The organism is Burkholderia sp. Cy-637 (assembly GCF_011753175.1).
Taxonomy (GTDB): Bacteria; Pseudomonadota; Gammaproteobacteria; order Burkholderiales; family Burkholderiaceae; genus Burkholderia; species Burkholderia gladioli.
In genome coordinates this window covers 21,089-34,643 of the sequence record NZ_VWWC01000070.1, presented here as the reverse complement: position 1 = coordinate 34,643, position 13,555 = coordinate 21,089, and the positions used below count along the sequence as shown (strand labels likewise).

Here is a 13,555-nt window from a genome sequence, read left to right as displayed (position 1 = left end):
GAGCCGCGCCAGCGTCGCCGGCCGGTCCAGGTCGCCGACCACCGGCACCACGCCCGCGGCGGCCAGTTCGGCGCGCCGCGCCGGCTGGCTGGTCAGCGCGATGATTCGCGGCGGACGAGCCCGCGCGCGCAACTGTTCGACGCAGCGCATGCCCACATCGCCGCAGCCGACGATCAGGACGCGCGAGCGGCGCAGGATTCGTGTCGCAATCATGGTGTTACCGGAATTCGTAGCGCAAACATTGTAGCCGCCGTGCCCGATTCGCACGGTCCCCACTTTTGGTTCATGGACTTATGGCATTCAACGTAATCCTCAAGCAAAGCGGTCGACAGTTCCAGGTCGAGGCCGACGAAACCGTGCTGGCAGCCGCGCTGCGCCAGAACGTGCATCTGCCTTACGGCTGCAAGAACGGCGCCTGCGGCTCCTGCAAGGGGCAGATCGTCCAGGGGCAGGTCGAGCAGCGCCCGCATGCGGCCTCGGCGCTGTCCAACGACGAGCGCACGCGCGGGCTGGCCCTGCTCTGCTGCGCCACCGCCCAGTGCGACCTCGAGATCGACGTGCGCGAGATCGCCGGCGTCGACGGCGTGCAGGTCAAGAAGCTGCCCTGCCGCGTCAACGTGATCGAGCGGCGCGCCGACGACGTGATCGTGCTGAAGCTGCAGTTGCCGGCCAACGAGCGCATGCAGTACCTGGCGGGCCAGTACATCGAGTTCATCCTCAAGGACGGCTCGCGCCGCAGCTACTCGATGGCCAGCGCGCCGCACGAGGAAGGCCCGGTCGAGCTGCATATCCGCCACCTGCCCGGCGGCAAGTTCACCGACCACGTCTTCAACACCATGAAGGAACGCGAGATCCTGCGCTTCGAGGGGCCGCTCGGCACCTTCTTCCTGCGCGAGGATTCGGAAAAGCCGATCGTGCTGCTGGCCTCGGGCACCGGCTTCGCGCCGATCAAGGCGATCGTCGAGCACGCGCGGCATAGCGGTTTCACGCGGCCGATGCGCCTGTACTGGGGCGCGCGCCGCAAGAAAGACCTCTACCTGTTCGAGCTGGCCGAGCAATGGGCGCGCGAGATCCCGAACTTCCGGTTCGTGCCGGTGCTCTCCGAGCCCGACGCCGACGACGCCTGGACCGGCCGCACCGGCTTCGTGCACCGCGCCGTGGTGGAGGACCTGCCCGACCTGTCCGATTTCCAGGTCTATGCCTGCGGCGCGCCGGTGATGGTCGAATCGGCCCAGCGCGATTTCACCGCCCACCACCAGTTGCCGGCCGAGGAGTTCTACGCGGACTCCTTCACCAGCGCGGCCGACCTGGCCCACGCCGTCTGAGGCACGCGGCGGGCGGCGGACCCTGGTCCGAACCGCCCGCTCGCGCCGCATCTTCATGCCCGGCCGGCGTCGCGCCCGGCATGAAAATGCAGCGCCGACACTCGTTTGTCGCAAGCGAGCGGTTTACTTGTTGCCGCGTCATGCCGTATGCTTGCGCCATGAACCGCTTCCTGTCCGCCCTCCGACGTCGCCGCTCGCCGCACCTCATGGCTGCCGCCGGCTCGTCACGGACGCACGCGTAACCCCCTCTTCGTTACGCACTAGCTGTTCGAACCACCAAGCCACGGCATTCCGTGGCTTTTTTGTTGTCTTTTTTTCCCTTGTCGCTACCCGCTGGAGCTCGCTGCCATGCCTCTGAACGAATTTCCGATCGACTCGCTGATGTACATCACGAACCGCCCCGACATCGTGTTCACGCACGGCAAGGGTTCCTGGCTCTACGATCACACCGGCAAGCGCTATCTGGATTTCATCCAGGGTTGGGCGGTCAACAGCCTGGGCCACTGCAACGACGGCGTGGTCGAGGCGCTGAAGACCCAGGCCGAGCGCCTGCTGAACCCCTCGCCGGCCTTCTACAACGAGCCGATGGCCAAGCTCGCCGGCCTGCTCACGCAGCACAGCGTGTTCGACAAGGTGTTCTTCGCCAACAGCGGCGCCGAGGCCAACGAAGGCGCGATCAAGCTCGCGCGCAAGTGGGGCCGCAAGTTCAAGGACGGCGCCTACGAGATCATCACTTTCGACCACAGCTTCCACGGCCGCACCCTCGCCACCATGTCGGCCAGCGGCAAGCCCGGCTGGGACACGATCTACGCGCCGCAGGTGCCGGGCTTCCCGAAGGCCGAGCTCAACGACATCGCCTCGGTCGAGAAGCTGATCACCGGCAAGACCGTCGCCGTGATGCTCGAGCCGATCCAGGGCGAAGGCGGCGTGATCCCCGCCACCCGCGAATTCATGCAGCAACTGCGCGAGCTCACCCGCAAGCACAATCTGCTGCTGATCGTCGACGAGGTGCAGAGCGGCTGCGGGCGTGCCGGCACGCTGTTCGCCTACGAGCTGTCGGGCGTCGAGCCGGACATCATGACGCTCGGCAAGGGCATCGGCAGCGGCGTGCCGCTCGCCGCGCTGCTGGCCAAGGCCGAGGTGGCGGTGTTCGAGGCCGGCGACCAGGGCGGCACCTACAACGGCAACCCGCTGATGACGGCGGCCGGCTACTCGGTGATCTCGCAACTGGTGGCGCCGGGCTTCCTCGAGAGCGTGCGCGAGCGCGCCGACTACCTGAAGCAGAGCCTGCTGCAACTGTCGGAGGAACGCGGCTTCGAGGGCGAGCGCGGCGAGGGCCTGCTGCGCGCCCTGCTGCTGGGCAAGGACATCGGCCCGCAGATCGTCGAGAAGGCGCGCGACATGGGCCCGGACGGCCTGCTGCTGAACGCGGCGCGCCCCAACCTGCTGCGCTTCATGCCGGCGCTGAACGTGACGAACGCGGAAATCGACCAGATGATGGCGATGCTGCGCTCGATCCTCGACACGCTCTGATCGGACGACGAGGCCCACCATGCATTCCGACGACGAGGACCTGAGCATCCGGATCTTCGAGCGCGCCGACACCGAGCGGGTGATCGCGCTCTGGATCGAGGCCTTCCCGAGCTACTCGGAGCGCAGCGCGCCGCATCGAGATCCGCGCTTCGCGATCGAGATGAAGCTCGCCACGCAGCCCGAGCTGTTCTTCGTCGCGCTGCGCGGCGCGCGCCTGGTGGGCACCGTGATGGCGGGCTACGACGGCCATCGCGGCTGGCTCTATTCGTTCGCGGTGGCCAACGATGCGCGCCGGCTCGGCATCGGCCGCGCGATGATGGCGCACGCCGAGGCCGAGCTCGCCGCCCTGGGCTGCCGCAAGATCAACCTGCAGGTGCTGCAGGACAACGACGAGGCCTGCCGCTTCTACGCGGCGCTCGGCTACCAGGTCGAGCCGCTGGTCTCGTTCGGCAAGCGGCTGCCGATGACGGCCTGAGGCCATCCCGACGATCCGCGCCGGGCCGCGTTGGCCAGGCCGCCGCCCGGACGAAAAAAAGCCGCCACGGCTCATCACCGTGGCGGCTTTTTCATGTGCCGCGCGACACCGGCCTGTCGACCGGCGCCGTGCCTTCATCGCGTCACTCGCCCAGGTAGGCGGCGCGCACCTTCGGATCGTCGAGCATGTCCCGGGCATTGCCGGTCATGGTGACCGTGCCCGAGTCCATCACGTAGCCGCGGTCGGCCGCCTGCAGCGCGAGACGCGCGTTCTGCTCGACCAGCAGCACCGTCAGGCCTTCCTTGGAGATCTCGCGCACCACCTCGAAGATCTTCTCGACCATGATCGGCGAGAGGCCCATCGAGGGCTCGTCGAGCAGCAGCAGCTTGGGCTTGCTGATGATCGCGCGCGCCATCGCCAGCATCTGCTGCTCGCCGCCCGAGAGCGTGCCGGCGAACTGCGTGGCCCGCTCGCGCAGGCGCGGGAAGAAGCCGAACATGCGCTCGACGTCCTTCTTGATGCCTTCCTTGTCGGTGCGCAGGTAGGCGCCCATCTGCATGTTCTCGAGGATCGACATGCGCGCGAAGATCCCGCGACCTTCCGGCACCATCGCCAGGCCGCGCTTGAGCAGCTCGTGGGTGGGCACGCCCTTGATCGACTTGCCGTCGTACTGGATGTCGCCCGCCGAGAACGGCTTGAGACCCGTGATCGCCTTCATGGTGGTGGTCTTGCCCGCGCCGTTCGCGCCGATCAGCGTGACCAGCTCGCCCTGGCGAACCTCCATGTCGACACCCTTCACCGCCTGGATGCCGCCGTAGTTCACCTGCAAGCCCGTAACCTTCAACATTGCCGCTGCCATCAGTGCACCCCTGCGCCGAGATATGCCTCAATCACCTTCGGATCCTTCTGCACGTCCTGCGGCAGACCCTCGGCGATCACCTTGCCGTAATCGAGCACCGTCATCCGGTTGCACAATCCCATCACCAGCTTCACGTCGTGCTCGATCAGCAGGATGGTCTTGCCGTCCGAGCGGATCTTGTCGAGCAGGCGCGTGAGCTCGACCTTCTCGGTCGCGTTCATGCCGGCCGCCGGCTCGTCGAGCGCGAGCAGCTTCGGATCGGTCGCAAGCGCCCGCGCGATCTCCAGGCGGCGCTGGTGGCCGTAGGAGAGGTTGCGCGAGGTGTAGTCGGCGTATTGCAGCACGCCCACGTAGTCGAGCAGCTCGATCGCGCGCTCCTTGATCTCGCGCTCTTCCTGGCGCTCCGAGGGCGTCTGGAACACCGCGCCGAGCAGGCCGTGCCTGGTCCGCACGTGGCGGCCGACCATCACGTTCTCGAGCGCGGTCATGCCGCCGAACAGGCGGATGTTCTGGAAGGTCCGGGCAATGCCGGCCTTCGCCACTTCGTGCACGGCGGTCGGCGTGTAGTCGGTGCCGTCCAGCTTGAACTCGCCCGAATCGGGCGTGTAGAGGCCGGTGATCACGTTGAAGAAGGTGGTCTTGCCGGCGCCGTTCGGGCCGATCAGGCCGTAGATCTCGCCCTCGCGGATCTTCAGGCCGACGTCCGACAGCGCCTGCAGGCCACCGAAGCGCTTGTTGACGCCCGTCACGGACAGTCGAATGTTCTCGCTCATTGCTTGTTTCTCCGTAAGCGTGCGTTAGGCGCGAACCGCGGCCTTCTTGCCGTTGCGCTTCGTGATCTTGGCGATCTTGTCCTCATGCTTCGCCGCCGGCCACAGGCCTTCCGAGCGGTACAGCATGATCAGCACCATGGCGAGGCCATAGAGAGCCTGGCGGATCACTTCGGTATCGACGATCTCATGGCCGAACAGCGCATGCTGCAGCGGGCCCATGGTGGAACGCAGCACTTCCGGGAACACCGCCAGCAGCACCGCGCCGAGGATCACGCCCGGGATGTGGCCCATGCCGCCCAGCACCACGCAGGCCAGCACCACGATCGATTCCCAGAAGGTGAACGATTCCGGCGACACGAAGCCCTGGAAGGCGCCGAACATCGAGCCCGACAGGCCGCCGAACGAGGCGCCCATCGCGAAGGCCAGCAGCTTGACGTTGCGGGTGTTGATGCCCATCGCCTTGGCGGCGATCTCGTCCTCGCGGATCGCGGCCCAGGCGCGGCCGATGCGCGAATGCTGCAGGCGGGTACAGACCCAGATCACCAGCAGCGAGCAGATCACGAACACGTAGTAGTACAGGTACACCGAGGTGATCGTGAAGCCGAACAGCGTGTGCGATTGCGACAGGTTGAAACCGCCGATGTGCAGCGGCGCGACGCCCGTGATCCCCTGCGGCCCGTTGGTGATGTTCACCGGGCGATCCAGGTTGTTCATGAAGATCCGCACGATTTCACCGAAGCCGAGCGTGACGATCGCCAGGTAGTCGCCGCGCAGGCGCAGCGTCGGCGCGCCGAGCAGCACGCCGGCCAGCGCGGCCAGCGCCATCGCGCAGGGCACCACGATCCAGTACGGCGTATGCAGGCCGTTCGGGAACATCGCGGCGATCCACTCGAACTGCGTGGTCAGGTGGGGCGAGGTCAGCAGCGCGGCGACGTAGGCGCCCACCGCGTAGAACGCGATGTAGCCCAGGTCGAGCAGGCCGGCGAAGCCGACCACCACGTTCAGGCCCAGCGCGAGCATCACGTACAGCATCGCGAAGTCCAGCACGCGCACCCAGTAGTTGCCGCCGGCCGCGCCGATCACGAACGGCGCGGCGGCGACCAGGATCGCCAGCACCACGCCGATGGCCAGGGTCTTGGCGGGGTTGCGCTCTTCGACGAGCGTGGTCGAGGTTTCGATCGGTTGAATGGAAGTCATCTTGGTCTCCTTATGCGCGATCGGCCACACGTTCGCCGAGCAGGCCCGACGGACGGAACACCAGCACGATGATCAGCACCACGAACGCGAACACGTCCTGGTAGTTCGAGCCGAACACGCCGCCCGTCAGGTTGCCGATGTAGCCGGCGCCCAGCTGTTCGATCAGGCCGAGCAGCACGCCGCCCACCATCGCGCCGCCGAGGTTGCCGATGCCGCCCAGCACCGCCGCGGTGAAGGCCTTCATGCCGGGGATGAAGCCCATGTAGAAGTGCACGTTGCCGTATTCCGAGGCGATCATCACGCCGGCCAGCGCGGCCAGCGCCGAGCCGATCATGAAGGTCGCCGAGATCACGAAGTTCGGGTTCACGCCCATCAGGCTGGCGTTGTTCGGGTTCTCCGAGATCGCGCGCATGGCACGGCCGAGCTTGGTCTTGTGCACCAGCAGCAGCAGGCCCGCCATCACGATGAAGGCCACCGCGATGATCACGATTTCGGTCGGCGAGATCACCGCGCCGGGCGTGGTGTCGGTCGGGTGGATCACGTTGAGCGGATTGGTCGACAGCAGCTGCGGGAACGGCAGCGGGTTACGCGACCAGATCATCATGGCAGCCGTCTGCAGCAGGATCGACACGCCGATCGCGGTGATCAGCGGCGCCAGGCGCGGCGCGCGGCGCAGCGGCCGGTAGGCCACGCGCTCGATGGTGAAGCCGACCGCGGCGCAGACCGCGGCGGCGATCACCAGGCCGATCGTCAGGGTCGCGACGTTGCCCAGTTCCGGGAAGTGGTTCTGCAGCACCGTGATCGCCGACAGCGCCACCATGGCGCCGATCATCAGCACGTCGCCGTGCGCGAAGTTGATGATGCCGAGAATGCCGTACACCATCGTGTAGCCCAACGCGATGATGGCGTACACACTGCCGAGCACCAGCCCGTTGATGACCTGCTGGACGAAAATATCCATTAAAAGCTCCTTGGTCCGTGCCGTCGGACAGACGCTGCTCCACGCGGGTAGGCGAGGGATACACGCTCTCGACGGCACTGCGGGTACGAATAAATACCGATAAGGGTGATGACGTCCCGGCGCGCCTCGCGTGGCTGGTACACCACGGCCTGCCGCCGGGACGGATACAAAAACGGCACCGCACGATTCCGGTGCCGTCACGAGTCCCGTCGCTACATCGTCACGACATCGAGGACGTTGATCCTGGCCTCCATGAAGTCGTTAGGCATCCTTACACCCAGGTACGCCGCCTGCCGCCTGTCCGCGCCCGAGCGCACGCCCGCCGCCGGACGGCGAGCGAACGGAACCCGTGGAACGGACATGAGGTGAGTGGCGCGCGCTGCGATGCGCTCGTCCTGCCGGCTCGCGTTCCGGCACGACCGCGCGGCACGCCGCGTCGGCCTGATGTCGGCGGCGCCGGCCTGCTGCCCGGCGGCCGACCCGCCCGCCGCCGATGCGAGCGCATCGACGGCGTGGCGAGCTTGCCGCGTCGCGTCTGGCGCGATCGCGGCGGATCCGGCGCCGCGCATCGCGCCGCCGGAAATTCCTGCCCCGAAGACGGGCATCGTGACGCACATCATTGGTGCATCGATCCTGCCCGCCGTCTCGCCCGCCCGCGCTGCCGCGCCGGCCGGCCGATTCAAGAAAAACGTATTCCGCACAATACCCAAACCGCCAAGAATGCCGGGCGCCCGAAGCGGGCTGGCCTGATGCGCCGCGCGGCCCGCGCGGCAGCTTCCGTTCTGCCCCGACAAATCAGCAATTTGCATGCCCATTGCAATCGGCACCGGCCATTCCGGGTCCGCCGAGCGGACCCGCGCGGCCCTCAGGCCACGCGCATGCATTGCTTCGATCCCCAAACAGACCTCGTTGTCGTTCTGCTTCCCGTTGTGCTGCTTCCCGTTCGACGCGCCGCGACCAGCACCAAGCTCGTCGTCCGGCCGGCGCCCGGCCACCTCGATGACCATCGCGCCGACATGCGCCGCCGTACCCCGTTCCCGCGCTACGCGAAGGATTGCAACCCTGCCCGTCACGGAGGGGGCAACGGCCAACTCCTGTTGCATTAAATCGGTCTCCTGCACACTGCAAAAACCTCGTCTGCAATGCATTACGGCCTGAAAACGCGCGCATTGTAACTCCAATTTCAGGACGACCAATATTCCTGATTCGACAGGGTTTTCCTGCATTGCAACCATTTTTTTATGAAATGGACGCAAAATCATCGCAACCGGGTTGCACCTTATGCGAAGCGAGCAGTTGCAAAACGAAGAACGAAAGCAAAACCGAAAGGCAAAACAAAAGCGCGCCGAGTGGCGCGCTTTGTCGGGGGACGATCGGATCGGGGAATGGATCCGACGAATGAAAAGGATCGAACCTTAGACCGCGGGCGGCAGGTTGAGCCCGCGCGGAAGCGGGAACGAGACGTTTTCCTCGATGCCCTCGAGCGCGCGCACGTTGCGCACGCCGAGCTCGCGCAGCCGCGCGATCACGGCCTGGGCCAGCACCTCGGGCGCCGAGGCGCCGGCCGTCACGCCGATGCGCCGCTTGCCGGCCACCCAGGCCGGGTTGATCTGGTCCGGGGAATCGACCATATAGGCTTCCACGCCGCGCTTTTCCGCGACCTCGCGCAGCCGGCTCGAGTTCGAGCTGTTCGGGCTGCCGACCACGATCACCACGTCACATTGGGGCGCCATGAACTTGACCGCGTCCTGGCGGTTCTGCGTGGCGTAGCAGATGTCCTGCTTCTTCGGCTCGCGGATCGCGGGGAACTTGCGCTTGAGCGCGGCGATGATCTCGGCCGCGTCGTCCACCGACAGGGTGGTCTGCGTGACCAGCGCGACGCGCTCGGGATCGGGCAGCTCCAGCGCGAGCACGTCCTCGACGCTCTCGACCAGGTGCATGCCGCGCTCGACCTGGCCCATCGTGCCCTCGACCTCGGGGTGGCCCTTGTGGCCGATCATCACGATGTCGACGCCGTCCTGGCGCATCTTCGCGACCTCGACGTGGACCTTGGTGACCAGCGGGCAGGTCGCGTCGTAGATGCGCAGGCCGCGCACGTCGGCCTCGTCGCGCACCGCCTTCGACACGCCGTGCGCGCTGAAGATCACGGTGTTGCCCGAGGGCACTTCCTCGAGTTCCTCGACGAAGATCGCGCCCTTCTTCTTGAGATCCTCGACCACGTACTTGTTGTGCACGATCTCGTGACGCACGTAGATCGGCGAGCCATGCATCGCGATCGCGCGCTCGACGATCTCGATCGCGCGATCGACGCCGGCGCAGAAGCCGCGCGGCTGGGCGAGCAGGATTTCGGCGTCGGCCGCGACGGTCGGGCCGGACAGCGTATCGGTAATGCTCATGGTTACAGAATCCCGATGATTTTCACTTCGAACGTAATGGCCTGCCCCGCCAGCGGGTGATTGAAGTCGAACAGCGCCGAGGTCTCGCCCACTTCCTTCAGCACGCCCGCATAGCGGCCGCCGTCAGGCGCATTGAACTCGATCAGGTCGCCGGGCGTGAAATCCTCGCCGACCATGCCGTTCTCGCGCAGCGTCTTCATCGACACGCGCTGGATCATCTCCGGATTGCGGGGACCGAAGGCCTCGCCTGCCCCTAGCTGGAAGGTCGAGTGGTGCCCCGACTTCAGGCCGAGCAGAATGTTCTCGAGTGCCGGCGCGAGCTGCCCGGCGCCGAGCAGCAGGGTGGCCGGCTTGTCGGCGAAGGTGTTGACGATGTCGGCACCATCGGCGAGCGCAAGCCGGTAATGAAGCGTGACGTGGGAACCGGGCTTCACTTCTGAAATATCGATGAGGCTCATGTTTACTCGTTCAGTCCGCCGCCGGGCGGCACAGCGCAAAACCCCTATTGTAAGTCACCTGAGCGCTCGGGGCGGAATGTCGCCCCGCGGCCGGCCTCGCCCGGTGTTGCGCGCTCGTCACCGGAGAACAGCGGATGCCTTCGAATCCGAGCGGCGCGTGCCATGACGCGCCCGAATCGCCAGAATCCCCCTGCGCGCCGGCGGCACGGGCCGCCGAGGCGGCGCCCGCGCTGGCGGCGGTCGCGCCGGCCGCCGCCAGGCCCGTCGCGACGCCGGCCGGTTCAGCCGGCGCCCCTCGCAAGCGCAAGAAGCGCCTGGGCAAGGAGGAGTGCAAGAACCTGCCCCGCGAACGCCTGCTCCAGCGCGGCGCCGACGCGGTCACCGACGTGGAGCTGGTCGCGCTGCTGATCGGCAACGGGATCGGCTTCGGCCGCAGCGGCGACACCGCCCTGCGCGTGTTCAAGAAATTCGGCTCGCTGCGCGCGCTGCTCGACGCCTCGCACCAGGAGATCCAGGCCGTCGAAGGTATTGCCGAGGCACGCGCGGCGGTACTGATCGCCACCACCGAGCTGGTGCGCCGCGCGCTGGTGGAGCGCGCCCGCGCGCGCTCGCAGGTCGATTCGCCGGGCGCCGTGCGCGACTACCTGCGGCTGAAGATCGGCACGCGCCAGCGCGAAACCTTCCTCTGCCTCTACCTGGACGCCCAGCACCGCCTGCTCGAACTCGAGGAAAGCACCATCGGCTCGCTCACGCGGATGGCCGTTTATCCGCGCGAAATCGTGCGGCGCGCGCTGGAATCCGGTGCGGCGGCGCTGATCGTGGCGCATAATCACCCCTCCGGCGTGGTCCGGCCCAGCGCCGAGGACCGTCGCCTCACGCAGTTGCTGCGCGACGCGCTCGCGCTGGTCGACGTGCGGCTGACCGATCACATCGTGGTGGGCGAGAGCGAGACCTTCTCCTTTGCCCAGGCGGGGCTGCTCTGATATGGCCCCGTTCGAGGCAATGCCGCGCCGGGCCCGTCAGGCGGGCCCGGTCGATCGACACCGGAAATTGGGTTGATTTTCCAGAATTTTTTCTGTTAGAATCGCCGTCTGACTTTTTTCCAACCAGTTCTGAAGCCAAAGAAGGGACGAGAGGTCTGGCCATCCAGTGTGGCTCGGTCTTTCCAAGACGGCAGCGGTCCGCAGTCGTTGAGCGAAGAAACTTCATCGGCGATTGAACCCGAATTCAGCGTATTAGGAGTGCTCTCATGGCACGCGTATGCCAAGTAACTGGGAAAGCGCCGATGAGCGGCAACAACGTTTCCCACGCCAACAACAAAACGAAGCGTCGCTTCCTGCCGAATCTGCAAAACCGCCGGTTCTGGGTGGAAAGCGAAAACCGCTGGGTGCGTCTGCGCGTCTCGAACGCCGGCCTGCGCCTGATCGACAAGAACGGCATCGATTCCGTGCTCGCTGACCTGCGCGCACGCGGCGAAGCCTAAGTCCAAGGAGCACGAAAATGGCGAAGGGCGCACGCGACAAGATCAAGCTGGAGTCGACCGCTGGCACGGGTCACTTCTATACGACCACCAAGAACAAGCGCAACATGCCGGAAAAGATGTTGATCAAGAAGTTCGATCCGGTCGTTCGCAAGCACGTCGAGTACAAGGAAACGAAGATCAAGTAATCTTCGCCTCCCTGGCCTGATGACACGAAAAGCCCCGCTCTCGCGGGGCTTTTTGTTTTCCGCGCGCGCCGGCCCTGCGCCGCGTCACGCGGGTGCCGTCTTTTTGTCTTTGCCGTGACACATTGCCACATGGATCGCGGTATGCTCTGCCTTCCTCTGCCAGGCCGCGCCGGCACGAGGGAAGCCAGCGGACGACAGCGCGGAAACGGAGAAGCAAGATGAATTTCGATGTGGCGATCGTCGGCAGCGGTCTTGCCGGTCTGTCGGTCGCGCTGAACCTGGCGCAGACGCGCAAGGTCGCGCTGATCGCGAAGCGATCGATGATGGAAGGCGCGAGCGACTACGCGCAGGGCGGCATCGCGGCGGTGCTCGATTCGGCGGACAGCGTCGAGAACCATGTCAGCGACACGCTGATCGCCGGCGGCGGCTTGTGCGACGAGACCACCACCCGCTTCATCGTCGAGCACGGCCGCGCGGCGATCGAATGGCTGATCTCGCAGGGCGTGCCGTTTACGCGCGACGCGGCGGCCGAACTCGGCTTCCACCTGACGCGCGAGGGCGGCCACAGCCATCGCCGCATCATCCACGCGGCCGACGCGACCGGCCATGCCGTGCTGGCGACGCTGAGCGAGCGCGCACGCAAGCATCCGAACATCACCTTCCTCGAAAACCATCACGCGGTCGACCTGATCACCTCGGATCGGATCGGCCTGCCCGGCGGGCGCTGCGTCGGCCTCTACGCGCTCGATGTGCGCACCGGGCTGACCGTGACGATCGAGGCGCCGCACACGGTGCTGGCCACCGGCGGCGCGGGCAAGGTCTATCTCTACACCACCAACCCCGACACGGCGACCGGCGACGGCATCGCGATGGCTTCGCGCGCGGGCTGCCGCGTCGCGAACATGGAATTCATCCAGTTCCATCCGACCTGCCTCTACCATCCCTACGCGAAATCCTTCCTGATCTCGGAAGCGGTGCGCGGCGAGGGCGGCCTGCTCAAGCTGCCGGACGGCACGCGCTTCATGCCGGCCCACGATCCGCGCGCCGAACTCGCGCCGCGAGACATCGTGGCTCGCGCGATCGACTTCGAGATCAAGAAGCGCGGCATCGACTGCGTCTATCTCGACATCAGCCACCAGCCCGAAGCCTTCCTGCGCGAGCACTTCCCGACCATCCACGCGCGCTGCCTCGAATTCGGCATCGATATCGCCAAGCAACCGATTCCCGTGGTGCCGGCCGCGCACTACACCTGCGGCGGCGTGGTGACCGACCTGGCCGGGCGCACCGACCTGGCGGGGCTCTATGCGGTCGGCGAGACCTCGTACACGGGCCTGCACGGCGCCAACCGGCTCGCCAGCAATTCCCTGCTCGAATGCCTGGTGATCGGCCGCGCGGCCGCCGAGGCGATCGAGACGGCCGGCTACGAGCGCGTCGCGCACGACGCCCTGCCCGCCTGGGACGAAAGCCGCGTGTCGGATCCGGACGAGGAAGTGGTGGTCGCCCACAACTGGGACGAACTGCGCCGCCTGATGTGGAACTACGTCGGCATCGTGCGCACCGACAAGCGCCTGGCGCGCGCCAAGCATCGCATCGAGCTGCTGCGCGACGAGATCCAGGAGTATTACGCGAACTTCCGCGTCAGCCCGGATCTGCTGGAGCTGCGCAATCTGGTCGACGTGGCCTCGCTGATCGTCGAGAGCGCGCGCTCGCGGCGCGAGAGCCGCGGCCTGCATTTCAGCCGCGACTGGCCCGATACGCTGCCGAAGGCGCTGCCGACGGTGCTCTCGCCGCGCCGCTGAGCGACGCGCGAGCGCGTGGCGCGGCAATGACAAAGGCCGCTTGCGGAGGGTTTCCGCAAGCGGCCTTGTTCTTTCCGGGGATGGCGAGCCAGCGAGGACGGCGCATCACGC

At 66.6% G+C, this 13,555-nt stretch carries 15 protein-coding genes; 7 read left to right on the top strand and 8 right to left on the bottom strand.

The annotated features are described in order from the left end of the window. Window positions 1-213, bottom strand: a 213-nt coding sequence (locus F3J10_RS19080; protein WP_205200357.1) for an NAD-binding protein, incomplete at its 3' end; no start/stop codon positions are given. Window positions 214-293: 80 nt separating this feature from the next. Between F3J10_RS19080 and F3J10_RS19075 the strand changes: the two genes are divergently transcribed. From F3J10_RS19075 to F3J10_RS19065, 3 genes are all read left to right on the top strand, one after another. Next, a complete protein-coding gene (locus tag F3J10_RS19075; protein ID WP_025098158.1) occupies window positions 294-1,325 on the top strand; it encodes a CDP-6-deoxy-delta-3,4-glucoseen reductase in 1,032 nt (343 codons plus the stop codon). 348 nt (window positions 1,326-1,673) lie between these two features. Further along, a complete protein-coding gene (locus F3J10_RS19070) occupies window positions 1,674-2,858 on the top strand; it encodes an acetylornithine transaminase (protein WP_025098159.1) in 1,185 nt (394 codons plus the stop codon). A gap of 19 nt (window positions 2,859-2,877) precedes the next feature. Then, on the top strand, window positions 2,878-3,333 hold the full coding sequence (locus F3J10_RS19065; protein ID WP_025098160.1) for a GNAT family acetyltransferase: 456 nt from the start codon (window positions 2,878-2,880) through the stop codon (window positions 3,331-3,333). A gap of 142 nt (window positions 3,334-3,475) precedes the next feature. Here the strand turns inward: F3J10_RS19065 and F3J10_RS19060 are convergent, their stop codons facing one another. The 7 genes from F3J10_RS19060 to F3J10_RS19030 all read right to left on the bottom strand — a co-directional run bounded on the left by F3J10_RS19060 (window position 3,476) and on the right by F3J10_RS19030 (window position 9,977). Further along, window positions 3,476-4,192 (bottom strand): ABC transporter ATP-binding protein, encoded by a 717-nt coding sequence (locus F3J10_RS19060; protein ID WP_025098161.1) that lies wholly within the window; start codon window positions 4,190-4,192, stop codon window positions 3,476-3,478. After that, a complete protein-coding gene (locus F3J10_RS19055) occupies window positions 4,192-4,965 on the bottom strand; it encodes an ABC transporter ATP-binding protein (protein ID WP_013699125.1) in 774 nt (257 codons plus the stop codon). The genes F3J10_RS19060 and F3J10_RS19055 overlap by 1 nt, the downstream gene beginning before the upstream one ends. A gap of 24 nt (window positions 4,966-4,989) precedes the next feature. After that, window positions 4,990-6,162 (bottom strand): ABC transporter ATP-binding protein, encoded by a 1,173-nt coding sequence (locus F3J10_RS19050; protein ID WP_025098162.1) that lies wholly within the window; start codon window positions 6,160-6,162, stop codon window positions 4,990-4,992. Between the two features lie 10 nt (window positions 6,163-6,172). Beyond that, entirely contained in the window at window positions 6,173-7,123 is a 951-nt protein-coding gene (locus F3J10_RS19045) for a branched-chain amino acid ABC transporter permease (RefSeq protein WP_013699127.1), read from the bottom strand. A gap of 212 nt (window positions 7,124-7,335) precedes the next feature. After that, window positions 7,336-8,385, bottom strand: a complete 1,050-nt coding sequence (locus F3J10_RS19040) for a hypothetical protein (RefSeq protein ID WP_167242744.1) — start codon at window positions 8,383-8,385, stop codon at window positions 7,336-7,338. A gap of 153 nt (window positions 8,386-8,538) precedes the next feature. Beyond that, a complete protein-coding gene (ispH, locus tag F3J10_RS19035; protein WP_013699128.1) occupies window positions 8,539-9,519 on the bottom strand; it encodes a 4-hydroxy-3-methylbut-2-enyl diphosphate reductase in 981 nt (326 codons plus the stop codon). Window positions 9,520-9,521: 2 nt separating this feature from the next. Then, window positions 9,522-9,977, bottom strand: coding sequence for a peptidylprolyl isomerase (locus F3J10_RS19030; RefSeq protein WP_013699129.1), 456 nt, complete (start codon window positions 9,975-9,977; stop codon window positions 9,522-9,524). Window positions 9,978-10,111: 134 nt separating this feature from the next. On the opposite strand from F3J10_RS19030, the gene radC reads away from it, so the two are divergent. From radC to nadB, 4 genes are all read left to right on the top strand, one after another. Further along, on the top strand, window positions 10,112-10,960 hold the full coding sequence (gene radC / locus F3J10_RS19025; protein WP_025098165.1) for a DNA repair protein RadC: 849 nt from the start codon (window positions 10,112-10,114) through the stop codon (window positions 10,958-10,960). 266 nt (window positions 10,961-11,226) lie between these two features. Next, the gene (gene rpmB, locus F3J10_RS19020; RefSeq protein ID WP_004186391.1) at window positions 11,227-11,460 is read left to right on the top strand and encodes a 50S ribosomal protein L28; all 234 of its coding nucleotides are present in this window, start codon (window positions 11,227-11,229) and stop codon (window positions 11,458-11,460) included. A gap of 17 nt (window positions 11,461-11,477) precedes the next feature. Then, window positions 11,478-11,645 (top strand): 50S ribosomal protein L33, encoded by a 168-nt coding sequence (gene rpmG / locus F3J10_RS19015; protein ID WP_007180630.1) that lies wholly within the window; start codon window positions 11,478-11,480, stop codon window positions 11,643-11,645. A gap of 218 nt (window positions 11,646-11,863) precedes the next feature. Then, a complete protein-coding gene (gene nadB / locus F3J10_RS19010) occupies window positions 11,864-13,444 on the top strand; it encodes an L-aspartate oxidase (RefSeq protein WP_013699131.1) in 1,581 nt (526 codons plus the stop codon). The last annotated feature ends 111 nt before the right edge of the window (window positions 13,445-13,555 follow it).

Coding starts and splice junctions, on each gene's coding strand:
- F3J10_RS19075 (WP_025098158.1), top strand. CDS start 294: ATGGCATTCAACGTAATCCTCAAGCAAAGCGGTCGACAGTTCCAGGTC.
- F3J10_RS19070 (WP_025098159.1), top strand. CDS start 1,674: ATGCCTCTGAACGAATTTCCGATCGACTCGCTGATGTACATCACGAAC.
- F3J10_RS19065 (WP_025098160.1), top strand. CDS start 2,878: ATGCATTCCGACGACGAGGACCTGAGCATCCGGATCTTCGAGCGCGCC.
- F3J10_RS19060 (WP_025098161.1), bottom strand. CDS start 4,192: ATGGCAGCGGCAATGTTGAAGGTTACGGGCTTGCAGGTGAACTACGGC.
- F3J10_RS19055 (WP_013699125.1), bottom strand. CDS start 4,965: ATGAGCGAGAACATTCGACTGTCCGTGACGGGCGTCAACAAGCGCTTC.
- F3J10_RS19050 (WP_025098162.1), bottom strand. CDS start 6,162: ATGACTTCCATTCAACCGATCGAAACCTCGACCACGCTCGTCGAAGAG.
- F3J10_RS19045 (WP_013699127.1), bottom strand. CDS start 7,123: ATGGATATTTTCGTCCAGCAGGTCATCAACGGGCTGGTGCTCGGCAGT.
- F3J10_RS19040 (WP_167242744.1), bottom strand. CDS start 8,385: ATGATTTTGCGTCCATTTCATAAAAAAATGGTTGCAATGCAGGAAAAC.
- ispH (WP_013699128.1), bottom strand. CDS start 9,519: ATGAGCATTACCGATACGCTGTCCGGCCCGACCGTCGCGGCCGACGCC.
- F3J10_RS19030 (WP_013699129.1), bottom strand. CDS start 9,977: ATGAGCCTCATCGATATTTCAGAAGTGAAGCCCGGTTCCCACGTCACG.
- radC (WP_025098165.1), top strand. CDS start 10,112: ATGCCTTCGAATCCGAGCGGCGCGTGCCATGACGCGCCCGAATCGCCA.
- rpmB (WP_004186391.1), top strand. CDS start 11,227: ATGGCACGCGTATGCCAAGTAACTGGGAAAGCGCCGATGAGCGGCAAC.
- rpmG (WP_007180630.1), top strand. CDS start 11,478: ATGGCGAAGGGCGCACGCGACAAGATCAAGCTGGAGTCGACCGCTGGC.
- nadB (WP_013699131.1), top strand. CDS start 11,864: ATGAATTTCGATGTGGCGATCGTCGGCAGCGGTCTTGCCGGTCTGTCG.